This window comes from Dokdonella sp. GW821-FHT11D02 (assembly GCF_058808595.1).
In genome coordinates this window covers 4,768,317-4,790,373 of record NZ_CM179520.1, presented here as the reverse complement: position 1 = coordinate 4,790,373, position 22,057 = coordinate 4,768,317, and the positions used below count along the sequence as shown (strand labels likewise).

The following is a 22,057-nucleotide window of genomic DNA, read 5'->3' as shown; positions in this document are numbered from 1 at the left end:
AACCGGCCGGATCGAACGTTCAAAGCGGGTGCGTCACGTCCTTGGCGTGTTCGCGCCGGTACTCGCGCGGGGTACTCGCGGTCAGGCGCTTGAACACGGTGTTGAAGGTCGACTTGCTGCCGAAGCCGCAGGCCAGCGCGATCTCGAGCACGCTGCGGTGGTCGGCCGCGTCGGCCAAGCAAGCCTTCGCCTCGTCGATGCGAAAGCCGTTGACGAACTCGAAGAAGTTCTGCCCCAGGCCCTGGTTCAGTGCCTGTGACACGTGGTTCGGCGGCCAGCCGCTGCGCTCGCTCAGACGGCGCAGATCGAACTCGGGATCGGTGTAGAGGCGCTCGTGGAGCAGCAGCCGTCCGAGTTCGGCGGCGATCTCCGCGCACTGGGCGGGTTCGAGCCCCGAACGCTCGTAGCGCGCGGCGATCGCCGCCTCCGGCATCGGTATCGCCGTCGGCTCGCTCGGCACCAATATCCGCTGGCGCAGGCCGAACCAGGCCAACAGATACAGCGCCAAGGTCGTCAGCCAGCCGAGCGCGACGCCGAACCAGTTCCAGTCCGCCAGTCCGCCGGCCTGCATCACGCGGTCGATCGCGCTGAAGATCCAGCAGGCCGCGATCGCTGCGACCAGCCAGCGCAGCCAAGCCAAGTGCAGCGCGGCTTCGTCGGCGCTGAGCTGTTCGAGCAGCGGTCGTGCGCGGTACGAACGCCACGCGGCGGCGATCAGATACGGCACCCCTTGCGGCACCCAGAGATGAAAGCTGAGCAGAAATACGATCCGGCCGAGCGGCGTGAGGTCGAACGCGGTCAGCGCATTGCCGAGCGAGATCACGAATGCGAGCACGCTCGGCAGCAGGTGCCAAAGCGCGCGCGGACGTTCGAGCGTCCGTCCATCAGAGGTCAGCGCGACGACGTAGCCGTACAGCAGCGGACCGAGCAGGTAGACCGCCGGCACCTCCGGCACGCGCAACCAGCGTACGGCGTCGGCAGACAGCCAGGCGTTGCCGCCGAGCAGGATCGTGCCGAGCAGACTGGCCAGCGCGAAACAGGCGAAGAACGCGCTCAACAGACGCGCCGCGCGCGAACGCCGGCCGTAGGCGAGCGCAGCGGTCAGCGAGGTCAGGCCGAACATGGCCGCGCCTGCCGCGAAGTCGGAAAGATCCGCCGGAGTCATGCGAACGCAGTGTCGGGCTTGCGCAGGTCGACGGCCAGCGCCGGCTGAAAAATCGCTCGAAAAAGCCCGTGTTGCTAAAAAGTATAGCGCGACCGCGAAAGCGCCCCGCTGAATGCCTCGAACGCAGCGGCGCTCCGCGCGCCGTACGATCGGCTAAGCTGCGCGCCGCCGCCCCGAGCCCTGGATATCCGCTTGAACGCCGCTCCCATCGCGCCGCGCCGCGCTGCGTTGATCTTCATTTTCGTGACGGTGCTGATCGACATCATGTCCTTCGGCCTGATCATTCCGGTGCTGCCGCACCTGATCGAAAAGTTCTTGGACGGCGACGTCTCCAAGGCAGCGGTCTGGTACGGCTGGTTCGCGACCGCGTTCATGACGATGCAATTCCTGTTCACGCCGGTGCAGGGTGCCTTATCGGACCGCTTCGGACGGCGGCCGGTGATCCTCTTGTCCAATCTCGGCCTCGGCCTCGACTTCTTGATGATGGCGATGGTCAACAGCCTGCCGCTGTTGTTCATCGGCCGCCTGATCTCCGGCCTCACCGCGGCCAGCTTCAGCACCGCGAACGCCTACGTCGCCGACGTGACGCCGCCGGAGAAACGCGCCGGTGCGTTCGGCATGATCGGCATGGCCTTCGGCATCGGCTTCGTGATCGCGCCGGCGATCGGCGGCGTGCTCGGCGAAATCAGCCCGCGCCTGCCGTTCTGGCTCGCGGTCGGACTCGCGCTGACCAATTTCTTGTACGGCTTGATCGTGCTGCCCGAATCGCTGCCGCCGGAGCGGCGCTCGCCGCGCTTCGACTGGAGCCACGCCAATCCGATCGGCTCGCTGCGTCTTCTGCGTCGCTATCCGAAGGTATGGGGTTTGATCGGCGTGCTGTTTCTGACCTCGCTGGCGCACATCGTCTATCCGAGCACTTTCGTGTTGTACGCCGACTATCGTTTCGGCTGGGGACCGAAGATGGTCGGCTATACGCTGGGGCTGGTCGGCGTCCTCGGCATCATCGTGCAGGGCGGCTTGGTCAAGAGGATCGTCGCGCGCTTCGGCGAGCGGCGCACTCTGCTGTTCGGTCTCGCTTGCGGCACGATCGGTTTCGCGCTGTACGGACTTGCGCCGACCGGCTACTGGTTCTGGGTGGCGATGCCGATCGCGGCGCTGTGGGGCATGGCCGGACCCGCTGCGCAGGCGCTGATCTCGCATCAGGTCGATGCGAGCGAGCAGGGCCGCCTGCAAGGTGCGATCGCGAGTCTGGCCAGCGTCGCCGGCATCATCGCGCCGACCTTGTTCACGCGCACGTTCGCGGCCGTCAGCGACGCGCATCTGCACAACGCCTGGGCCGGCATCACCTTCGGTCTCGCCGCGCTGATGGTCGGCGGCAGCTGGCTGCTCGCCGCGCGTTCGTCGGCGAGACTGCCGGCGGCGATCGCCGCTGCGGTTCCGGTGGCGACGATTGCGCCCGATCCGACCGCCGAAGCGGTCGCGCTCGACGTGCGGCCGGCGACGGACGAAGCGCGTTGAGAAACCGGCCCGCAGGTTTTCCGCAAAACCCTCTTGCGCCACATCCGCAAGAGGCGTAGGGTTCGCGCCCCTCGCACAGCGAGCGAACCGATTTTTCTACGACGTGTCATGAAACGAATCGATACCACCAGCAGACAGTTTGCGCACAACGCCGCCGATCGCGGTGCGCGTGCGCTCGTCTGCGCGATGCCTCGGCGCTGCACGCCGCGTTCGACTCCGACCTGACATCGTCTTCGATGGAGGTCGGTTCAATCCGACCTCCCGCGCGACGCGAACGCCCCGGGAGGCTTGCCCCCGGGGCGTTTTCTTTTTCGGCGTTCGCGAAGAGACCGAAATTCGGCGCCGGCAAGCGCCACACGAATTGACGCTGCGCGAGCGGCGTCAATGCGCGAACGATGAAACGACAGGTCGCAGCGGCGCGGGATCGATCCCGCCCGGTGCGCTCGGGCTCTGCCCTTGCGTATGCCGAGGCTTGTACGCCGTCGTTCGCCTCCGGCCGGTAGCTCAGCCAGGCAGAGCGGATGGATGTGTTCCATCAGGTCGCAGGTTCGAATCCTGCCCGGTCACAAAGGTAGCTCAGTCAGGGAGAGCAGATGTCTCCGTACATCGAGTCGCGGGTTCGAATCCCGCTCTTTGAAACTGCCTCTGAAGCAGTGTCGTAGGAACGCAAGTTCCAAACCCGGAAACGCCCCGTGCGTTGCCACATCGAAGCGCTCGGCTTGCCGGTCGCGGGATGCGAAACGCAGCGGGGACGATGCCGAAGTCCGGCCCAGGCCGGCGCGAAGGCGCGATCGAAAGCAGAAGACACGGCCGGCACGACGTAGCCGTGGCGAATGCTCGACGTCTCGCTCTCCAAGCCGCGCACGCGCCCGATTTCCGCAGCGCCGCCGTCAGGGGCGTTTCCACCTCTTTCATCGTTCGCGCGAGTCGGCGGCTGCGCGCGAGCGGGATGTTCAATGCCGCCGATGCAGAAGGAGTCGTGTCATGGTGTGGATGAAGAGGGTCGTGATCGGTGACGGCGAGCGCGGCCTCGACTACAAGAACCGTCGTTTCGAACGCGTGCTGATGCCGGGCGTGTACTGGGTCGGCACGTTCGGCAAGCGTGAGGTGCGCGTATTCGACACCGCCAAGGGCGAGTACGAGGGCAAGGACGTCGACGTGCTGATCGAGCGTCTCGGCGCGTCGCTCGGCGACAGCTTCGTGCTGGCCGATATCGGCACCGACGAAGTCGGCCTGGTCGCGCAGAACGGCAAGCTGGTCGACGTGCTCGCGCCGGGTACGCGCAAGCTGTACTGGCGCGGCGCGCTGAAGACGGCGGTCGAACGGGTCGCGCTCGGTGCGGATCTGCAGTTGGCGAACGAGGTGGCCAAGCGCTTGCGTCAGCTCGGCACCTTGTCGCGCTATGCGGTGACGGCCGAAGTGCCGGTCGAAAGCGTGGGCCTGGTCTTCGTCGACGGCAAGCTCGTCGCGAGCCTGGCGGCCGGAGCGTACGCGTTCTGGAACTTCGCCAAGAACGTGAGCGCGGAGGTGGTCGACCTGCGTGTGCAGAGCTTGGAGGTGTCGGGTCAGGAGATGTTGACCCGCGACAAGGTCAGCTTGCGCGTCAACTTGGCGGCGAGCTATCGCGTCGTCGATGCGGTCGCGATGCGTACCAAGGTCGCGAAGTTCGGCGAGTACCTGTATCGCGAGCTGCAGTTCGGCCTGCGCAAGGTCGTCGCCGCGCGCACGCTCGACGAGTTGCTCGGCGACAAGGCGGCGCTCGACGGCGACATCTACGCCTACGTGCGTGGTCGCGTCGACGAGTTCGGGGTCGAAGTACTCGGCGTGGGGGTCAAGGATGTGATCCTGCCGGGCGAGATGCGCGAGATCTTGAACGGCGTGGTGCAGGCGGAGAAGTCGGCCCAGGCCAACGTGATCCGTCGTCGTGAAGAGGCCAACGCGATGCGTTCGGCGCTCAACACCGCCAAGCTGATCGCCGACAACCCGATGCTGTTGCGTTTGAAGGAACTCGAGTCGCTGGAAAAGGTGACCGAGAAGATCGGCAAGCTCACCGTGTTCGACGGCCTCGACGGCGTCATGAACCAATTGGTTCGCCTCAAGGTGAGCGATTGAGATGCGCGCTCGCGATCGACGCGCAGACTCGGTCTTTGTAACGACTTAGGCCGCCCGAACAACGGGCGGCTTTTTTTTTGCGAGGCCGAACCCGCGCACAAACCGCTTGCAATTCCCGAGTATCGTAGTAAGATATATCTTAATTCGATACATCTTAATGACCTCATGTTTTTTCTGCGCCGCTTCTGCCATCGCCTGTATGCGCCCGTGCACGATCGCCGCCGTGGCGGCGGCTACGCACGCGGACCGAAGATGTTCGACGCCGGCGCGCTGCGTTACATCGTGTTGAAGCTGATCGCCGAGCGCCCGCGCCACGGCTACGAGATCATCAAGGAAATCGAAGACAAGGTCGGCGGCGGTTACGCACCGAGTCCCGGCGCGATCTACCCGCTGCTCGCGCTGCTGGAAGATCTCGGCCACGTCGAGGTGACGCCGGACGGCAACAAGAAGCTGCACAAGATCACCGCCGAGGGGCGCGCCTTCCTCAAACAGAACCGCGCCTTCGTCGACGCGCTGTCCGAGCGCATGGAGGCCGGCGGCGTCGAGGAGCGCGGCAGCATCGTCGCCATCCGCGCGGCCGTACACGAATTGAAGAATCTCCTGCGCTCACGCGCGCCCGACGGCGTCTCCGAGGAGCAGTCCAAGAAGATCGTGACGATCCTCGAACAGGCCGCCGCCGACATCCGCAAACTCTTCTGAATAGACCCCACATCCCATGAACTCATCCCTTTCTCCGGACGCGCAGCCCGGCCTGCTCGCGCCTGCGCGCGAGCGCGGCCTGCTTTGGTTGCTCGCCTTGATCCAATTCACCGTCATCATGGATTTCATGGTGATGATGCCGCTCGGCCCGCAGATCATGCAGGCGTTCTCGATCGGCCCGGCCGGCTTCGCCGCCGCGGTTTCGGCCTACGCCTGGTGCTCGGGCCTGACCGGCCTGTTCGCCGCCACCTACGTCGACCGCTTCGACCGCCGCCGGCTGCTGCTGGTCGTATTCGCGCTGTTCGCGCTGTCCAATCTCGGCTGCGCGCTGGCCTCGAACTTCCATCTGCTGCTGTTCGCGCGCTCGTTCGCCGGACTGACCGGCGGCGTGCTCGGACCGATGATCCTCGCGGTGATCGGCGATGTGATTCCCGAAACGCGGCGCGGCGCGGCGATGGGTGTGGTGATGACCTCGTTCTCGCTGGCCTCGATCGCCGGCGTGCCGGCCGGCGTCATGCTCGGCGCGCACTTCGGCTGGCAGGCGGCGTTCGTCTTGCTCACCGTGCTGTGCGTTCTGATCTGGTTCGCGGCGAGCTGGATCGTGCCGTCGCTGACCGCGCATCTGGCGAAGTCGCCGCCGCCGCTGTCGCAAGTGGTGCCCAATCTCCTGCAGCTGATCGCCAAGCCGGCGCACCTGCGCGCGTTCGCGCTGACCTTGAGCGTGGTCGCCTCGAACATGCTGGTGATTCCGTTCATCTCTCCGGTGCTGGTCGCCAACCACGGCATCGCGCCGGACAAGATCGCCTGGATCTACGTCGCCGGCGGCATCGCCACGCTGTTCACCGCGCGTGCGATCGGCCGCCTCGCCGACCTTTACGGCAAGGTGCGCGTGTTCCGCGGAGTCGCTGCGTTTTCGATCCTGCCGCTGCTGTTCGTCACGCACATGCCGGCCTTGTCGTTCGCGGCGATCGTCGCGTTCTTCCCGTTCTTCATGGTCGCCGCATCGGGCCGCTTCATTCCGATGCAGGCGCTGTTGACCACGGTGCCCGAGCCGCGTCAGCGCGGCGCGTTCATGAGTGTGGTGACCGCGGTGCAGTCACTCGGCGTCGGCCTCGGCTCGTGGTTCGGCGGCCTTCTGCTCGGCACCGGCGCGGGCAACACCATCGTCGGCTACGGCAGCAACGGTTGGATCGCCGCCGCGCTGACGCTGTTCGCGATGTTCTGGATCGCCCGCGTCGGCCACGGCGCATCCGCGCCGCCGGTAGCGGCGGCCGCGGTGCCTGCCGAAGCGGAGTCCTGAGCGGCTCGGATCAGGGGCCGTACTTCACGCTGCAGCCGTAAGGCTCGGACGTCGCCACCGACACCGGCTTGCCGGCCTTCAATTCGGCCAGCGCCTGCGGCACGTATTGCGTCGCCTTGGCCAGATCGTCTTGATCGGCGCTCGCGATCGAATCGATGCCGCCGACATAGCGCAGCGTGCCGGTGGCGTCGATCACGTACAGGTGCGGCGTGGTCTTCGCGCCGTACAGACGGCCGACCTTGCCGTCGCCGTCGAACAAGTACGCGCTCGGTGCCGCGTGGTACTGCGCGATGAAGGCCTGCGCGCCGGCGCCGTCGAGATGACCTTGCTTGCCCGGCGCGCCCGAATTGATCGTCAGCCAGACCACGCCGTCCTTGCTCGCGTCGGCTTGTTGTTTGGGAATGTTGCCGCTCGCGTAGTGCTTCTTCACGAACGGACAGCCGGGATTGCTCCATTCGAGCACCACGGTCTTGCCCTTGTACTGCGACAACGTCTGCGTCTTGCCGCCGGCATCGGGCAGCGAGAAATCCGGCGCGGCGCTGCCGACGGCGACGGCCGCGAACGCGGGCACCGCCGCCGTGCTCAACGCGGCGGCCAACAACCAGCACATCGATCTCATGAACGATTCCTCGGTTCGGTAGGGATCAGGGTGGCGCGGCGGCAGCCAACGGTACGCGCACGCGCCAGCCACGCGGCCCGCTCGCACCGTCGCTGCTCAGCCACAGCTCGAGCTCCGAGGGCGCGCTGGTGAAATACTCGCTTTTTCCCGCTTCGACCACCAGCGTGTCGCCGTCGCGGCGTACCGTCGGCGGTTTGTGATCGAACAATTTCTTCTGCGCCACGAACGCATCCAGCTTGGCCGACGCCGGTGGCAGACCCGGACCGCTCAGGGTGACGACGAAGCGCTGCGCTTCCTCACGTACCGCCGCCTTCCAGGCCGTGGCCTGCGGCTGCGCCAGGCGCGCATCGGAGAACTGACGAATCCAGCGCGGATCGGGCTTGGCCGCTTCGTGCACGACCGGCAGTTCGAGCTGCAGCTCAGTCTTACCCGGAATGCACTCCTCGCGACAGGCCAGCCATTTCACCGTGACCGCCAAGCGTGCGTTCGAACCGGCCGCCGCTTCGGCCGGCACCGCGATCGAAACCGGCAACACGACTTCGCCGTCGTAGCCGAAGTTGTACAAACCGCCGACCTCGAAACGCCGCGGCACCGGCCAAGCGATCGAATCGGCCTGATAACCGGCCGGCAAGCTCCATTGCAGCGTGGTCGGCAGGCCCGAATCGCCGGGATTGATCCAATAGGTGTGCCAGTGCGGTTGATGGCGCAACAGCAAGCCGACCTGCTCGGGCTGGCCGGGCACTAACGCAGTGTGTTCGGCGATCAACTCGACCTGGACGGGCTCCGCTTCGGCCGCAGGCTTGGCCGGCGCGGCGATGACCGCCGAGCTGGCGAAGGCGCACAAGAGGGGGATCGTCGCTCGCATCATCGCTCTCCTCAAATCGTGTGCCTAACCTAGAGGATGGAAAGTTAGCGTTCCGTAACGACGGCGCCGTCGCTGCCCCTTTCGGCACTCCCGCTGCGTCCCCATCTACGGCATCGTTAGTCGCGCGCCATCCTGGGGCGCAGGAACGGAACCGTCGATGCTGACCTTCGTACTCTGGTTGCTGCTGTTGGTGTTCTGCTGGCCGCTGGCCTTGCTCGCCTTGGTGTTGTATCCGATCGTATGGTTGCTGCTGCTGCCGTTTCGCCTGATCGGTTTGACCCTGGAAGGCGTGTTCGAACTCTTGCGCGCCATCATCCTGCTGCCGGCGCGCGTGCTCGGCGGACGCCCCGCGGCGCGCTGAAGGAACTCCGCATGGACGCTGCCCTCGATCCGCGTGCCGCCGACGTACTCGGCTACTGGTTCGGCACCGCTGCAGCCGATGCCGACGTATTCGCCGAGAAAGGCGCGCTCTGGTTCGGCTCCAATGCAGCGGTCGACGCCGAGATCCGCACGCGCTTCGCGGCGCTGCGCGAAGAGGCGATCGCCGGCCGCCTCGACGGCTGGCTCGATCGGCCGCAGGGCCGGCTCGCGCTGGTGATCCTGATCGACCAGTTCTCGCGCAACGTGTTTCGCGGCGATGCGCGCGCGTTCGCGCACGATGCGCTGGCGCGCAGCTGGGTCGAGCGAGGCTTGCACGGCGGCGCCGATCGCGCGCTGCGCGGCTGCGAACGCGTGTTCTTCTACCTGCCGCTGGAACATTCCGAGTCGGTCGCCGATCAGCAGCGTTCGGTGGCGCTGTTCACCGCGCTGCGCGACGAAGCGCCGGCGGCGTTGCGTGCGCAATTTGACGACTACCTCGGCTATGCCGTGCGCCACCGCGATGTGATCGTGCGTTTCGGCCGCTTCCCGCACCGCAACGCGATCCTCGGCCGCGAATCCACCCCCGAAGAGATCGAATTCCTGCGCCAACCCGGTTCGTCGTTCTAGTCCCGCGCCGACCGAGCACGCGCGCATGAAACGCACGGCCTTTCTGCTCGCCTTGTTCGCATCGTCCGCGCCGGCGGCGGCGCCGCGCTACGCCGAAGAGCTGCCGCAAGACACCAGCCACGCGGTCGTATTGAAGCTGGTGCCCGACGACGGCGGCTGGGTCCGCTTCTGCACCTTGCACGGCGTGCACGAATCGTCGCCGCAAGGACCTGCGCTGAGCTTGACGCCGAGCGACGCCTACGTCGCCGATGCGTGCCGCAAACTGTCGAGCAAGAAATGGAAGATCGAGCGCGACGACAGCGGCGAGATCAAGCCGGTGTTCTACTTCTGCCGCTACCTCGAATCGACGCCCGAGCGCGCCTACTGCGAGCGCCGCTTCAACGATTGAGCCGGCGTCGCTAGCCGAAGAACCAGTAGCACACCGCGATCGAGGCGAGCACGCCGGCGAGATCGGCCAGCAGGGCGCAGCCGACCGCGTGGCGCGCGCGTTGAATGCCGACCGCACCGAAGTAGACCGCGAGCACGTAGAAGGTCGTCTCGGTGCTGCCTTGCACGGTCGCCGCGACCAGCGCCGGAAAACTGTCGACGCCGTGCGTCTTCATCGTCTCGATCAGCATCGCGCGCGCGGCGCTGCCGGAGAACGGCTTGACCAGCGCGGTCGGCAGCGCGTCGACGAAGCGCGTGTCGAGCTGCAAGGCGCCGACCAGCCAGCGAATTCCGTCGAGCGCGAAATCGAGCGCGCCCGAAGCGCGCAGCACGCCGACCGCGCACAGCATCGCGACCAAGTACGGCAAGAGATTCTTGGCGACGTCGAAGCCTTGCTTGGCGCCGTCGACGAAACTCTCGTACACCGGCACCTTGCGCCAGGCGCCGGCGAGCAGGAAGGCGAGCACGATCGCGAACAGCGTGAGGTTGCCGAGCAGGGAAGAGAGCGCCGCCAGCGCCGTCGCCGACAAGGTCGCCAACAGCGCCATGAAGCCGCCGAGCAAAATACCGAAGGCGGCCAGCCAGATCAGCACGACCGGGTCGTGCAGCTTCAATCGCTGCATAAACGCGACCGCGAACAAGCCGGTCAAGGTCGAGGCGCTGGTCGCGAGCAGGATCGGCAGGAACACCAAGGTCGGATCGGCCGCGCCTTGTTGCGCGCGGTACATGAAGATCGACACCGGCAGCAGGGTCAGCGACGAGGCGTTCAGCACCAGGAACAGGATTTGCGCATTGCTGGCGGTGTCGGGGCTCGAATTCAGCGTCTGCAATTCGCGCATCGCACGCAGCCCGATCGGCGTCGCCGCGTTGTCGAGGCCGAGCGCGTTGGCGGCGAAGTTCAAAGTGATCAGGCCGATCGCCGGATGGTCGCGCGGCACTTCGGGCATCAGCCGCGCGAACAGCGGTCCGAGCCAGCGCGCGAGCCGGTCGACCACGCCGGCCTGCTCGGCGATGCGCAACAGACCCAGCCACAAGGTCAGCGTGCCGAACAAGAGGATCATCACCTCGACCGACAGCTTGGCCATCTCGAACAAGCTGCCGACGATGGCGGCGAACACGCCGGCATGGCCGCCGATCAGCCATTGCGCCAGCGCCGCGACCGCGGCGGTGAGGAAGAAACCCAGCCAGAGGCGATTGAGCATCGGCGCGGCGACGGCGCGGCCCGGTGCCGCGCGGCATCGTAAGCGCGTCGCGCCGCGCGCGTCACCTGCGGCGTAACTTTGGAACTTGGCGAGGACGCGGCGGCGCCGTCGCGGCTGCCTAGGGAAAACCCGAACTCGGGTACGCCCGAGGCTGACGTCACCAGTACGCCGTCGTACGGTGAACCTCCCCTCGCCAGCGGATGGCGTCCCTGAATGCTCGAGGTGCGCCATGTCCCCTGTTTCCGCCGTGCGTGCGAACGATGCCGGCTTCCGTGAAGTGCAGCCGAGTGCGGCGCAATACGCCAAAGCGGCCGATCTCGATCTCGGCGCCACGCGCGCGGCCGGCGACACCAGCACGCGCATCGACGGCAATGCGACCAACGACGGCGGCCGCACCACGCGGCAGACGGTCGACGGCAAGACCATCGCGGTCGATCCGCTGCAGCAGGACGGCGACGTCTCGATCGTGCGTGAGCGCACCCTCGCCGACGACGGCCAGGGCGGCCAGTACGTCAGTTCCGACCAGCTCGTCGTCACTACCGGCCGCGGCGACGATCGCATCGCGGTGAAGAACAATCCCGACGGCTCGCTCGCGGTCGACGTCAACGGCAAGGCCTACCAGTTCGAGATGGCCAACGCGCAGGCGCTGACCTTGCGCAGCGGCGACGGCAACGACGTCATCGACGTCGCCTCCGACGTCAAAGTGAACTTGATCGTCGACGCCGGCGCGGGCGACGACACCATCACCACCGGCGCGGGCGACGATATCGTCGACGGCGGCGCCGGCAACGACACCATCGCGACCGGAGCCGGCAGCGACGACGTGTTCGGCAACAGCGGCAACGACCGCATCGACGCCGGTGCCGGCAACGACGTGGTCTACGGCGGCGACGGCGATGACACCCTGCTCGGTGCGGCCGGCGCGGACTACCTCGAAGGCGGCGCCGGCAACGATCGCATCGAGGGCGGCGAGGGCCAGGACATGCTGTCGGGCGGCGTCGGCGACGACACGCTACTCAGCGGCGCCGGCGACGACCGCGTCTATACCGGCGCGGGCAAGGACACGGTCGACAACGCGGCCGGCAAGGACGTTGTCTACGCGCAGCAAGGCATCGACACGTTCGCGGCGGCGAAGGGGGCCAGCAACCAGATCGTCAACGTCGAGCTGACCGGCACGCCGGGCTCCAAGGGCCTCAAGATCGAGGGTTCGCCCGCGTTCGTGCAGCGCGTGCAGGCCGACGTCGATTTCCTGCAAACCTCGCCGGTCGGCCGCCAGATGCTGGCCGAATTCGATCGCGCCGCCGCCAACGGCAACAGCGTGACGATCCGCGAGCTGGCCAACGAAGAAAACGGCTACACCATGCCCGACGTCGCCGCCGGCGGCACCTGGGCCGACACCGAGTTGGTCAACGGCCGCGCCGGCAAGGGCGACGACGCGGTCATCGCCTACAACCCTTCGTTCCACATGAGCGCCTTCCCGGCGCCGGTCGGCGTGCTGTTTCACGAGATGTCGCACGCCTACAACGCGGTCACCGGCACGTTCCAGCCGGGCGATTACCGCGGCAGCGACGCGCAGGACCGCAACGCCGGCGTGCCGAACTCCGAGCGTCAGGCGGTGGGTCTGGAAAACAGCGGCGTGAAGTTCGATTTCGATCGCAATCCGGCCACGCCGAAGACGACCGCCAATCCGGCCGCTCTGAGCGAGAACGGCCTGCGCGCCGAACTGGGTCTGGATCTGCGCCTGCATTACGCACTTTGAACATCGGCCCGACTAAGCTGTCGGGGTGAACCTGACCTTTCCGCTGCTGCTGGCTGCGGCGCTCGGTGGCGCCGCACAGCAGCGGGCGTCCGAACCTGGCGCCATGGCCAACGACACCGTGCCGAGCGCGACCGTGGAAGAGAACGGGCTGCGCTTGCGTGCGGACTTCAAGCTCGACCCCGCCACGCATGCGCTGCGCGTGCGCTATCTGCTGCACAACGGCGGCAAGCAGGCGGTCGTGCTATTCGATCGCGGCGACAGCCTGGCCGTCGCGCAAGGACGATTGAAGGCGGCCGCGGTCGCTGCGCCGACCACCGAAACGGTCAAGGATGGTCTCGTCGTACACCATCGCGCCGTGCCGCTGCGCAAGCCGACGCCGACCGTGCCGCCGATTCCGCTGGTCGCGCGCGTCGCGCCCGGCGGCGAACTCGGCGGCGACGTGCTGGCCGAAGTCGGGCCAGCGGCGCGCGTGCGCTATTGCCTCAACGTCGCTGCATTCGAGCCGGCGCTGTTTTCGGCGCGCCAAACCGCCGACGGGGTCGAACTTTGGCGCGCGTCGGCCGAGGCGATCGGCAAACAGAAAGCGCTGTGCACGCCGTGGTTCGACGTCGCCACGCTCAATTTCCAACCGCGCGAAGTCCAGGGCGACGCGCGCGGCCGTACGCGCTGAGCGCATGCCGGCCAAGCCGTTCTCCGCCGCCAGCGAACGCAACCGCGAACCGATACTCGAGGTCTTGCGCGACTGGTTCGCCGATCGCCGCCGCGTGCTCGAAGTCGGCAGCGGTACCGGTCAGCATGCGGTGCATTTCGCGGCCGCGTTGCCGCAGCTGTCGTGGCAGAGTTCCGATCGCGCCGACAACCTGCCCGGTCTGCGCCGCTGGCTCGACGAGGCCGACTTGCCGAACACGCCGCCGCCGATCGAACTCGACGTCGGCGGCGCCTGGCCGCGCGCGGCCTACGACGCGGTGTTCAGCGCGAACACGCTGCACATCATGAGCTGGAGCGAAGTCGAAATGTTCTTCGCCGCCCTGGTCGCGGCGACGACGGTGGAGGCGAAGCTGGCGATCTACGGGCCGTTCAATTTCGGCGGCCGCCACACCAGCGACAGCAATGCGGCCTTCGATGCCTCGCTGAAGGCGCAAGCCCCGCACATGGGACTGCGCGACGCGGCCGAGGTCGACGTGCTCGCCGCCGGCGCCGGCTTCGAACTCGCCGACGACCTCGCGATGCCGGCCAACAACCGCTTGCGCTTGTGGCGGCGTCTGCGTTGAGCGAGCCGGTTTTGCTGTCTTGGAGCGGCGGCAAGGACGCCGCGATGGCGCTCGATCGTCTGCGCGCCGATCCGCGCTATCGCGTCGTCGGCGTGGTGACCACGGTGACGGCCGACTACGAGCGCATCAGCATGCACGGCGTGCGCCGCTCGATCCTGCAACGCCAGATCGAACGGCTGCGCTTGCCGCTCTACGTCGCCGAGATTCCGGCCGCGGCCGCCAACGACGCGTACGAGGCCGCATTCGCGCGTGCGCTCGCGCAGGCACGCCACGCCGAGCCAGCCTTGCAAACGATCGCATTCGGCGACCTCTTTCTCGCCGACGTGCGCGCCTGGCGCGAAGCGCAGCTCGCGCGCCTCGGCTGGCGCGGGTTGTTTCCGCTCTGGGGCGAAGACACCCGCCGGCTGGCACAGGACTTCGTCGCACGCGGCTTTCGCGCCGTGTTGTGCTGTGTCGACACCGCGCAGCTGGCGGCCGACTTCTGCGGCCGCGAATTCGATGCGGACTTGCTCGACCAATTGCCGCCGAGCGTCGATCCCTGCGGCGAGAACGGCGAGTTCCACACCTGCGTCTACGCAGCTCCCGGATGGTCCGCACCGATCGCGCTGGCGCGCGGTGAACGCGTGCGACGCGACGGACGCTTCGAATACGTCGATCTGCTCGAACGCGATTCCGGTTAGCGTCGCGCTTCGATTCGCCGGTGTCACGAGTTGGACTGCGGTTCGTATCGGTGAATCGACGATTTCGCAGCTGACGCTGGATCAGCTGGACCGAGCCGAGATAGTCGAGCGACAGAGCCTGGCCGAAGATTTCGCTCGGCAGGATCGTGGTCAGCGTGGTCGCGCTGGCGTGCTCGGTCCCGCCATGCTCGGCCATGCAATCCCAGGCCGCGCGCTCGGCCAGTACCGTATCCGCTACAGCGGCGCGAACAGCTCGGCCAGATCTTCCTCGTCGAAGCGCAGGCTCTGCGTGCTGCCGCCTTCGAGCACGGCCTGGGCGAGATCCGCCTTGCGCTGCTGCAACGCCTGGATCTTCTCTTCGACCGTGCCCGAGCAGATCAGCTTGTAGACGAACACCGCTTTGTCCTGGCCGATGCGGTGGGCGCGGTCGGTGGCCTGCGTCTCCACCGCCGGATTCCACCACGGGTCGTAGTGGATGACGGTATCGGCGGCGGTCAGGTTGAGGCCGACGCCGCCGGCCTTGAGGCTGATCAGGAACAGCGGCACGCGGCCTTCCTGGAAGCGCTTGACCAACTCGCCGCGCTCGCGCGCCGGCGTGTCGCCGCTCAGGATCTGCCAGCGCAGCTTGCGCGCACTCAGCGCCTGGCCGATCAGGCCGAGCATTTCGGTGAACTGGCTGAACACCAGCACGCGGCGGCCTTCGTCGACCAGGCTGTCGACCAGGTCGAGCAGCAGTTCCAACTTGGCCGATTCGTCGACGCGGCGCGCGCCTTCGAGCTTGACCAGGCGCGGATCGCAGCACGCTTGGCGCAGCTTGAGCAGCGCATCGAGCACGACGATGCCGCTCTGCGCCAGGCCGCGCTTGCGCACTTCGGCCAATACGCGTTCGTGCTGCGCCAGACGCAGCGTCTCGTACAGTTCGCGCTGCGCGCCGTCGAGCTCGACCTTGCGCGCGATCTCGGTCTTCGGCGGCAGGTCGTCGAGCACATCCTCTTTGCGCCGGCGCAGCAACAGCGGCGCGATGCGGCGCTGCAGGCGCGCGCGGCGCTCGACGTCGCCGTGCTTCTCGATCGGCGTGCGATAAAACTTGGTGAAGTTCTTCTCGCTGCCGAGCAATCCCGGTTCGACCGCGTCGAACTGCGCCCACAATTCGCCCAGATGATTCTCCAGCGGCGTGCCGGTCATCGCCAGACGCCGCCGCGCCGGCAGCTTGCGCACGGATTTGGCGGTCTGGCTCTTGGCGTTCTTGATCGCCTGCGCCTCGTCCAGCACGAGCAGGGCGTACTCGTGCGCGGCGAGCGCGTCCTCGTCGCGCGCGAGCAGCGGGTACGTCGTGATGACCAGATCGTGCTCGGGAATCCGCGCATACGATTCCGCACGGGCCGGACCGTGCAGCACCAGCACCGACAGGTCCGGCGCGAAGCGCTGCGCTTCCTCGCGCCAATTGGTGACCAGACTGGTCGGCGCGACGATCAGCGCCGGACCGTCGAGGCGGCCGCGCTGCTTCTCCGACAACAGATGCGCGAGCAGCTGCACGGTCTTGCCCAGACCCATGTCGTCGGCCAGGATGCCGCCGAGATCGGCGTCGGCGAGGAAGCCGAGCCAGGCGAGGCCGTCGCGCTGATAGGCGCGCAGGCTGGCGCGGAACCCTTCCGGTTCGGCCAGCTGCGAGCGCGCTTCGCGCAATCGTTCCAGTTCCGCGCGCAGGCGCTCGCCGCCGCGCCACGGCAGGTCGGGGGCGAGTTCCTGCAGTACGGAGGCTTGCGAACGGCGCAAGCGCAGCGTGCCTTCCGCCACCTCGTTGCCCATCGACTGCAGCCATTCGAGCAGCGGCGCGATCAGTTCGCGCAGCCGCGTCAGCGGCAGCGGCACGCGCCGGCGCGCGTCGATCGGCACCAGCCACACCGCGTCTTCGGCTTCGCCCTTGCGCGGCGACAGCGGGAACTGCGGATCGGCCAGCAGCCGATGCAGGATCGGCAGCAGATCGACGCGTTCGCCGCCGACGTCGATGCCCAGGCGCAGATCGAACCAGGCATTGCCCGACTCTTCGATCTCGGCGTACCAGTCGTCCGGCTCGTCGATCAGCTCGAACGGAAACTCCGGTTCCGACTCGACGCGGAAGCCGAGTTCGCGCAAGCGCGAGGCGAATGCGAACACCTGATCGGCGGCGGCGAGCTGGCCGCGGCCGTGCTCGATCACGAAATCGCCTTCGCGCAGCGCGCCGCGCGCGATGCCGGTGATGCGCGGCAACAGCTCGGCGTCGACGAAGCCGACGCCGTCGAGGCGCTCGACCGCGGCGATTTCGCTGGCGCGATCGCGCACCACTTCGAGCAGGCGGCCCTCGTGCAGGCGCCGCTCGCGCGTCGCCGCCGCGGCGAACTTCAGGCGCGGGCCGTCGTAGTCGAAACTGAGCCGCACGCAACCGGCCTGATACGGCTGGCCCAAGGCCTGCGCCGGCACTGCGCGCAGGGTCAGTACCGGCGTCGGCGTGACCTTGTGCGTCTCCAGCCGCGCCGGTGTCGCCGGCGCCGGCAGCGACTTCAGGCGCGGACTGCGCTGCCAGCGCTCGTCGAGCAAGGCGGCTTGCTCGGGCAGCAGCACCGGTGCGCGCAGCGCCGCCTCGGCGACGTCGGCATCGGCGTCGATGCGGCCGAGCGCGCGCAGCGCCGGCTCCCAATACCAAAGACCACCGATGCGCAGCAGGCGCGCTTTCGGCGAGGCGTCGGCCAACACCGGCATCAGCTTCTGGCTGCCGTCTTCATAGCTCTGCCATTGCCAGCCCAGATCGCGCTGCGGTCCGAGCACGACGCGCTGCGTCGACGGCTTGTCCATGAAGCAGAGGTAATCGGCCAGCAGCGTTTCGAGCAAATCCTCGTCGCGCGCCTCGGCCAGCAGATAGGCGCCGGCATAAGCCGGCGTGCGCATGCGCAGTTGCGCCACGCGTTCGAACTGCGCAGCGCTCAGTCCAGCCCAGGGATCGCCGGCGACGTGCGGCTGGATCGGGCGCGGCGCGAGGTAGCCGCCGCGCTTGCCCGCGCTGAGCCAAACCGGCTGCACCTGCAAACCCGGCAGCGCGCCGGCACCCAGACGCAGCACCAGGCCGAACGTGCGTTCGGGTTCGGCCGTTTTCTTGGCGTAGGTTTCTTCCGGCGCTTCCAGCGTATCCAGCCAGCTGGCCCAGGCGCCGAGCGGCGGCGCGACCAGATTCGCCGCCGGCGGTGCGGCCGTGCCCGCTTCGTCCAGCGCGCGCAGCACGATCGCGGCGACGTGCTGGCAATCGCCGCCGAGCGGACAGGTGCACTGCGTTTGCAGATGCGGGCGCGCGTCGCCGTTGAAGACGATGCGCACGCTCGCGGTATAGGCCTCGTCCGCCTCGCCTTGCACTGCGCCGAACAGCGTGCAGGCGTCGATGCGCGCGCTGTCGTACCACAGCCGCCGCACGCGGCCGCGGCGCAAGTCCTCGGCACCTTTCGCCAGCGCGTCGCGATCCAACGCGGATTCCGCGTGGTGCGACAGCAGCTGTTGGAAGGTCGATTCGTCCATGCGCGAGGCGCGGCGAGATTGGGTAAACCTCCGATCCTGCGCGCATGCAGCGCCGACGTCCAGCCTGAAGGCGCGAAATCGACGGCTGCGACGCGATCGAGCGACGCCGTCGGCGTAGCGCACTGCGGGCGAGGCGATCGGCACCATCGCGCGCTGTTTCTTCGATGCGTGTTGCGCGTGCGACTGGCGGTGCGTAACGCCATGCGGACGTGAATCGACGAGTGCCGCAGCGGCAGCCGCACATCGCGCGCTCGCGTTTGGGTTAACCTGCCGAGGCATCGACCGGCAGCCCGACGCTGCCTTGCTACAGGAGCGTGACATGGCGCACGTCCTCGTCACCGGCGCGAATCGCGGCCTCGGCCTCGAATTCGTGCGTCAGCTGCTCGCTCGCGGCGAGCGCGTCGTCGCGACCTGTCGCCAACCCGGACGCGCGCTGCCGCTGAACCGCCTCGCCGGCGAGCATCCGGGACATCTGGTCGTGCTGCCGCTGAGCTTGCCCGATGCGCGCTCGATCGCCGAACTCGTGCGCGAGCTGGAAACGCTCGATCTGCGCATCGGCGTCTTGATCAACAACGCCGGTCTCTCGATCGGCGGCGAGCGCTTCGGCACGATCGCGCTCGACGGTCTGCGTCAGGCGTTCGAGGCGAATGCGGCCGGTCCGCTGCTGCTGACGCAAGCGCTGGCGGCGCGACTGGCGGACGGCGCCAAGATCGTCAACCTCTCCAGCGGCCTCGGCTCGATCGCCGGCACGCGCGCCATGTACACGCCGAGCTACGCGATCAGCAAGGCGGCGTTGAACATGGCGAGCAAGCTGCTCGCCGTCGCCCTGGCCGAGCGCGGCGCGATCGTGATCGCCTTGAGCCCAGGCTGGGTGCGCACCGACATGGGCGGCGCCAATGCGCCGCTCGGCGCGGACGAATCGATCGCCGCGATGTTGCGCGTCGTCGACGGTTTGAAGCCGGCCGACAACGGGCGCTTTCTCGCGCAGACCGGCGAGACGATCGCCTGGTAGCAGTGTCCGGCGCACGGATACACCGATGACGTTCGGCTGAGGACGCGCTGCGGCAGTCTGTGCAGCGGCCGACCGGCGCAACGCTCGCGTCGACTCGTCCGTCCTGGAATCGAATGCCGGCAGCGGCGTCGGTGAACCCCGTTGGGTTCGTGCGACGCCGGGCTTTTCGTTTCCGCCGAACTGCGGGACACTCGCCGGTGCCTTCGTGTGCTCTGCACGCCGGAAGACTGGCCCGCCATGCGCCATCAGCGTCTGCTCATCCTTTGCGCCCTGATCGCCGCCGCGTCGATCTGGCTGTATCTCGCCTTGCCGCGCGCGCCGGCGCCGCATCCCGCAGCGGCGAAAGCGGAAGCGCCCGCGCCGCACGAACTCGCCAAGCATCCGGCGCCGCCTCCGCCGGCCGCGCCGGTGACCTTGCCGCCGACCGTGCCGATCGCGCCGCCGGTGGTTCCGCCCGGTGACGAGGCGCCGCCGCCCGAAGCCGAGGCGGTCGTCGAAGAAGCACCGAAAACGCCGCCGGCCGATCCGGACCGTGCCGCCGATCTCTTCGCCGACCTGCTCGCCAAGCAGGAGGCCGAGCCGGATAAGGACCGTCTGCCCAATCCCGCGCGCGATCTGTGGAAGCGCTTCGAGCAGGAAAAGCCGGACGACAGCTGGTCGGGCAGCGCGACGCCGAAACTGCAGGAATCGCTCGACGGCTGGATCGACGAGTTGCCCGAAGGCACCGGCGATCACATCGCCGTGGTCCACGTCGAATGCCGCGCCAGCCTGTGCCAGGTGCTCGCCGCCGACAACGACCTCGGCGGCCAAGGCTCGCGTGCCGAGGCCGGACAGGAATGGCAGCAGGCGATCGCCGGCTTGCGCAATCAGGAGTGGTGGTCGGCGTCGGGTTTCGTCGACATGACGACCCAGGTCACGTCGGAAGGCGGCTACATGCTCTATACGACGTACTTGCTGCGGCAGACGCCGGCCTCGCCCTGAGGCCTGGCGCGAGCGGGACGCGGCACTCTCACCAGACATGGGCTAGGCATGATCGATCGGCGTCGTTTTCTGCAGCAATCCGTGGCGGCGTCTTCGCTGCTGCTCGCCAATCAGGTGCCGGCCGAGCCGGCGGCGCGTGGCGACGGCCGCGTACCGCGCGTCGTGTCGACCTGGGATTTCGGCGTCGCCGCCAATCGCGCCGCGTGGGAGATTCTGTCCAAAGACGGGCGCGCCCTCGATGCGGTCGAGGCCGGCGCGCGCGTGCCGGAAGCCGACCTCGACAACCACAGCGTCGGCCGCGGCGGCTATCCCGATCGCGACGGCCGTCTCACGCTCGACGCCAGCATCATGGACGAGCACGGCAACTGCGGTGCGGTCGCCGCGCTCGAGCACATCGCGCATCCGATCTCGGTCGCGCGCCGCGTGATGGAACGAACGCCGCACGTGCTCTTGGTCGGCGACGGCGCCTTGCAGTTCGCGCTGGCGCAGGGCTTCAGCAAGGAAAAATTGCTGACGCCCGAATCCGAGCGCGCCTGGCGCGAATGGCTGAAGACCTCGCGCTACCAGCCGGCGGCCAACAGCGAAGTGCGCAGCTACGGCGAAGGCCGCAAGCCGGGCGACGCGCACGACCACGACACCATCGGCATGCTCGCGATCGACGCGCGCGGCAATCTCTCCGGCGCCTGCACCACCAGCGGCATGGCGTGGAAGCTGCACGGCCGCGTCGGCGACAGTCCGATCGTCGGCGCCGGCTTGTACGTCGACAACGAGATCGGCGCGGCGACCTCGACCGGCGTCGGCGAAGAAGTCATTCGCAATGCCGGCAGCTTTCTGGTGGTCGAGCTGATGCGGCAGGGACGCTCGCCGCAAGACGCTTGTCGCGAGGCGGTCGCGCGCATCCTCAAACGCAAGCCGGCGGCGAAAGAGATCCAAGTCGGCTTTCTCGCTTTGAACAAGCGCGGCGAAGTCGGCGCCTGGGCGATCCAGAAAGGCTTCAAGTACGCGGTCTGCGATGCCGACCGGCGCGATGCGCTGATCGCGGCGCAAAGCTCTTACTGAAGCGGGCCTCGCACGATGGCCGCCTTGCTCGAAATCGCCGCGAACTCGCTCGCCTCCGCGCTGACCGCGCAGGAGGCCGGCGCCGCGCGCATCGAACTCTGCGCCAGTCTGGGCGAGGGCGGATTGACGCCGTCGTACGCGACGATCGCGCTCGCGCGCGAACGGCTGCGCATTCCGCTCTACGTGCTGATCCGGCCGCGCGCTGGTGATTTCCTCTACGACGAACTCGAAATCGAGACGATGCGGCGCGACGTCGAGGCCTGCGCGCGTCTCGGTTGCGACGGCGTCGTCGTCGGTGCGCTCGATGCTGACGGCGACGTCGACCTCGAAACCTGCCGCGCGCTGGTCGCCGCGGCGGGCACGCTGGGGGTGACCTTTCATCGCGCGTTCGATCTCGCGCGCGATGCGTCCGCCGCGCTCGAGGCGATCGTCGCACTCGGTTGCGAACGCATCCTGACCTCCGGCGGCCGCGCCAGCGCGCTCGAAGGCGCCGCACGCATCGCCGAACTGGTCGCGCTCGCCGGACAACGCCTCGTCGTGATGGCGGGTGCCGGCGTCGATGCCGACAACATCGCCGCGTTACGCGCACAAACCGGTGCGCGCGAGTTCCATGCTTCGGCCAAGCGCACGCTCGCCTCGCACATGCGCCACCGTTCGCCGCATCTGCTCGACATGCAGCAGGGCGAATCGCGCAGCGACGCGGCGCAGATCCGGCGCATCCTGGCGGCGCTGCACGGCGAGCACGCATCCGCCGGCTGAACGTCCGTTCAGAGTGCGTGTAAGCCATCGCGATCGCGTACGCGGACACCGAGCGTACGTCCGACCGCTGCTCGGCGCGGCCACCCATGACTTCCGGCCT

General features: G+C 67.9%; 20 protein-coding genes and 1 tRNA gene. 16 read left to right on the top strand and 5 right to left on the bottom strand.

Annotated elements, in window-relative coordinates; all coding sequences use genetic code 11:
* Positions 1-19: 19 nt before the first annotated feature.
* Positions 20-1,123 (bottom strand): helix-turn-helix domain-containing protein, encoded by a 1,104-nt coding sequence (locus tag AC3QL3_RS20285; protein ID WP_492895925.1) that lies wholly within the window; start codon positions 1,121-1,123, stop codon positions 20-22.
* 222 nt (positions 1,124-1,345) lie between these two features.
* Here AC3QL3_RS20285 and AC3QL3_RS20280 point away from each other — a divergent pair, with 222 nt between their 5' ends.
* The 5 genes from AC3QL3_RS20280 (at position 1,346) to AC3QL3_RS20260 (ending at position 6,794) form a co-directional block, all read left to right on the top strand.
* On the top strand, positions 1,346-2,683 hold the full coding sequence (locus AC3QL3_RS20280) for a TCR/Tet family MFS transporter (RefSeq protein WP_492899001.1): 1,338 nt from the start codon (positions 1,346-1,348) through the stop codon (positions 2,681-2,683).
* A 493-nt stretch (positions 2,684-3,176) separates the two neighbouring features.
* Positions 3,177-3,250 (top strand) — tRNA-His (locus AC3QL3_RS20275).
* A gap of 417 nt (positions 3,251-3,667) precedes the next feature.
* Entirely contained in the window at positions 3,668-4,795 is a 1,128-nt protein-coding gene (locus AC3QL3_RS20270; RefSeq protein ID WP_492895924.1) for a slipin family protein, read from the top strand.
* A gap of 165 nt (positions 4,796-4,960) precedes the next feature.
* Entirely contained in the window at positions 4,961-5,494 is a 534-nt protein-coding gene (locus AC3QL3_RS20265; protein ID WP_492895923.1) for a PadR family transcriptional regulator, read from the top strand.
* 16 nt (positions 5,495-5,510) lie between these two features.
* A complete protein-coding gene (locus AC3QL3_RS20260) occupies positions 5,511-6,794 on the top strand; it encodes an MFS transporter (protein ID WP_492895922.1) in 1,284 nt (427 codons plus the stop codon).
* 10 nt (positions 6,795-6,804) lie between these two features.
* Here AC3QL3_RS20260 and AC3QL3_RS20255 read toward each other — a convergent pair whose 3' ends face one another.
* Positions 6,805-7,413, bottom strand: coding sequence for a thioredoxin family protein (locus tag AC3QL3_RS20255; RefSeq protein ID WP_492895921.1), 609 nt, complete (start codon positions 7,411-7,413; stop codon positions 6,805-6,807).
* A 25-nt stretch (positions 7,414-7,438) separates the two neighbouring features.
* Positions 7,439-8,278 carry a protein-disulfide reductase DsbD domain-containing protein gene (locus tag AC3QL3_RS20250; protein WP_492895920.1) on the bottom strand — a complete coding sequence of 280 codons (840 nt, stop codon included), beginning with the start codon at positions 8,276-8,278 and terminating at the stop codon, positions 7,439-7,441.
* Positions 8,279-8,435: 157 nt separating this feature from the next.
* Here AC3QL3_RS20250 and AC3QL3_RS20245 point away from each other — a divergent pair, with 157 nt between their 5' ends.
* The 3 genes from AC3QL3_RS20245 to AC3QL3_RS20235 are packed head-to-tail and all read left to right on the top strand — an operon-like array spanning position 8,436 to position 9,653.
* Positions 8,436-8,639: a hypothetical protein gene (locus tag AC3QL3_RS20245; protein ID WP_492895919.1), complete on the top strand. Its 204-nt coding sequence runs from the start codon at positions 8,436-8,438 to the stop codon at positions 8,637-8,639.
* Between the two features lie 11 nt (positions 8,640-8,650).
* On the top strand, positions 8,651-9,265 hold the full coding sequence (locus AC3QL3_RS20240) for a DUF924 family protein (RefSeq protein ID WP_492895918.1): 615 nt from the start codon (positions 8,651-8,653) through the stop codon (positions 9,263-9,265).
* Between the two features lie 25 nt (positions 9,266-9,290).
* The gene (locus tag AC3QL3_RS20235; RefSeq protein ID WP_492895917.1) at positions 9,291-9,653 is read left to right on the top strand and encodes a hypothetical protein; all 363 of its coding nucleotides are present in this window, start codon (positions 9,291-9,293) and stop codon (positions 9,651-9,653) included.
* 10 nt (positions 9,654-9,663) lie between these two features.
* Here AC3QL3_RS20235 and AC3QL3_RS20230 read toward each other — a convergent pair whose 3' ends face one another.
* Complete coding sequence (locus AC3QL3_RS20230) at positions 9,664-10,893, bottom strand: nucleoside recognition domain-containing protein (protein ID WP_492895916.1); 1,230 nt, start codon at positions 10,891-10,893, stop codon at positions 9,664-9,666.
* A 229-nt stretch (positions 10,894-11,122) separates the two neighbouring features.
* On the opposite strand from AC3QL3_RS20230, the gene AC3QL3_RS20225 reads away from it, so the two are divergent.
* Genes AC3QL3_RS20225 through AC3QL3_RS20210 form a run of 4 tightly spaced genes read left to right on the top strand, consistent with a single transcriptional unit; the run spans position 11,123 to position 14,603 of the window.
* Positions 11,123-12,652, top strand: a complete 1,530-nt coding sequence (locus AC3QL3_RS20225) for a M91 family zinc metallopeptidase (protein ID WP_492895915.1) — start codon at positions 11,123-11,125, stop codon at positions 12,650-12,652.
* A 25-nt stretch (positions 12,653-12,677) separates the two neighbouring features.
* Positions 12,678-13,322, top strand: a complete 645-nt coding sequence (locus AC3QL3_RS20220; protein WP_492895914.1) for a hypothetical protein — start codon at positions 12,678-12,680, stop codon at positions 13,320-13,322.
* Between the two features lie 4 nt (positions 13,323-13,326).
* A complete protein-coding gene (locus AC3QL3_RS20215; RefSeq protein ID WP_492895913.1) occupies positions 13,327-13,923 on the top strand; it encodes a DUF938 domain-containing protein in 597 nt (198 codons plus the stop codon).
* Positions 13,920-14,603 (top strand): Dph6-related ATP pyrophosphatase, encoded by a 684-nt coding sequence (locus AC3QL3_RS20210; RefSeq protein WP_492895912.1) that lies wholly within the window; start codon positions 13,920-13,922, stop codon positions 14,601-14,603. Before AC3QL3_RS20215 ends, AC3QL3_RS20210 begins: the two co-directional genes overlap by 4 nt.
* A gap of 234 nt (positions 14,604-14,837) precedes the next feature.
* On the opposite strand, the gene AC3QL3_RS20205 is transcribed toward AC3QL3_RS20210, so the two are convergent.
* Positions 14,838-18,146 (bottom strand): SNF2-related protein, encoded by a 3,309-nt coding sequence (locus tag AC3QL3_RS20205; protein WP_492895911.1) that lies wholly within the window; start codon positions 18,144-18,146, stop codon positions 14,838-14,840.
* Between the two features lie 319 nt (positions 18,147-18,465).
* On the opposite strand from AC3QL3_RS20205, the gene AC3QL3_RS20200 reads away from it, so the two are divergent.
* The 4 genes from AC3QL3_RS20200 to AC3QL3_RS20185 all read left to right on the top strand — a co-directional run bounded on the left by AC3QL3_RS20200 (position 18,466) and on the right by AC3QL3_RS20185 (position 21,957).
* The gene (locus AC3QL3_RS20200; protein WP_492895910.1) at positions 18,466-19,158 is read left to right on the top strand and encodes an SDR family oxidoreductase; all 693 of its coding nucleotides are present in this window, start codon (positions 18,466-18,468) and stop codon (positions 19,156-19,158) included.
* 237 nt (positions 19,159-19,395) lie between these two features.
* Positions 19,396-20,139: a hypothetical protein gene (locus AC3QL3_RS20195; RefSeq protein WP_492895909.1), complete on the top strand. Its 744-nt coding sequence runs from the start codon at positions 19,396-19,398 to the stop codon at positions 20,137-20,139.
* Between the two features lie 48 nt (positions 20,140-20,187).
* Positions 20,188-21,198 (top strand): glycosylasparaginase, encoded by a 1,011-nt coding sequence (locus tag AC3QL3_RS20190; protein WP_492895908.1) that lies wholly within the window; start codon positions 20,188-20,190, stop codon positions 21,196-21,198.
* Positions 21,199-21,213: 15 nt separating this feature from the next.
* Positions 21,214-21,957 carry a copper homeostasis protein CutC gene (locus AC3QL3_RS20185; RefSeq protein ID WP_492895907.1) on the top strand — a complete coding sequence of 248 codons (744 nt, stop codon included), beginning with the start codon at positions 21,214-21,216 and terminating at the stop codon, positions 21,955-21,957.
* Positions 21,958-22,057: the final 100 nt, after the last annotated feature.

Coding starts and splice junctions, on each gene's coding strand:
- AC3QL3_RS20285 (WP_492895925.1), bottom strand. CDS start 1,123: ATGTTCGGCCTGACCTCGCTGACCGCTGCGCTCGCCTACGGCCGGCGT.
- AC3QL3_RS20270 (WP_492895924.1), top strand. CDS start 3,668: ATGGTGTGGATGAAGAGGGTCGTGATCGGTGACGGCGAGCGCGGCCTC.
- AC3QL3_RS20265 (WP_492895923.1), top strand. CDS start 4,961: ATGTTTTTTCTGCGCCGCTTCTGCCATCGCCTGTATGCGCCCGTGCAC.
- AC3QL3_RS20260 (WP_492895922.1), top strand. CDS start 5,511: ATGAACTCATCCCTTTCTCCGGACGCGCAGCCCGGCCTGCTCGCGCCT.
- AC3QL3_RS20255 (WP_492895921.1), bottom strand. CDS start 7,413: ATGAGATCGATGTGCTGGTTGTTGGCCGCCGCGTTGAGCACGGCGGCG.
- AC3QL3_RS20250 (WP_492895920.1), bottom strand. CDS start 8,278: ATGCGAGCGACGATCCCCCTCTTGTGCGCCTTCGCCAGCTCGGCGGTC.
- AC3QL3_RS20245 (WP_492895919.1), top strand. CDS start 8,436: ATGCTGACCTTCGTACTCTGGTTGCTGCTGTTGGTGTTCTGCTGGCCG.
- AC3QL3_RS20240 (WP_492895918.1), top strand. CDS start 8,651: ATGGACGCTGCCCTCGATCCGCGTGCCGCCGACGTACTCGGCTACTGG.
- AC3QL3_RS20235 (WP_492895917.1), top strand. CDS start 9,291: ATGAAACGCACGGCCTTTCTGCTCGCCTTGTTCGCATCGTCCGCGCCG.
- AC3QL3_RS20230 (WP_492895916.1), bottom strand. CDS start 10,893: ATGCTCAATCGCCTCTGGCTGGGTTTCTTCCTCACCGCCGCGGTCGCG.
- AC3QL3_RS20225 (WP_492895915.1), top strand. CDS start 11,123: ATGTCCCCTGTTTCCGCCGTGCGTGCGAACGATGCCGGCTTCCGTGAA.
- AC3QL3_RS20215 (WP_492895913.1), top strand. CDS start 13,327: ATGCCGGCCAAGCCGTTCTCCGCCGCCAGCGAACGCAACCGCGAACCG.
- AC3QL3_RS20205 (WP_492895911.1), bottom strand. CDS start 18,146: ATGGACGAATCGACCTTCCAACAGCTGCTGTCGCACCACGCGGAATCC.
- AC3QL3_RS20200 (WP_492895910.1), top strand. CDS start 18,466: ATGGCGCACGTCCTCGTCACCGGCGCGAATCGCGGCCTCGGCCTCGAA.
- AC3QL3_RS20195 (WP_492895909.1), top strand. CDS start 19,396: ATGCGCCATCAGCGTCTGCTCATCCTTTGCGCCCTGATCGCCGCCGCG.
- AC3QL3_RS20190 (WP_492895908.1), top strand. CDS start 20,188: ATGATCGATCGGCGTCGTTTTCTGCAGCAATCCGTGGCGGCGTCTTCG.
- AC3QL3_RS20185 (WP_492895907.1), top strand. CDS start 21,214: ATGGCCGCCTTGCTCGAAATCGCCGCGAACTCGCTCGCCTCCGCGCTG.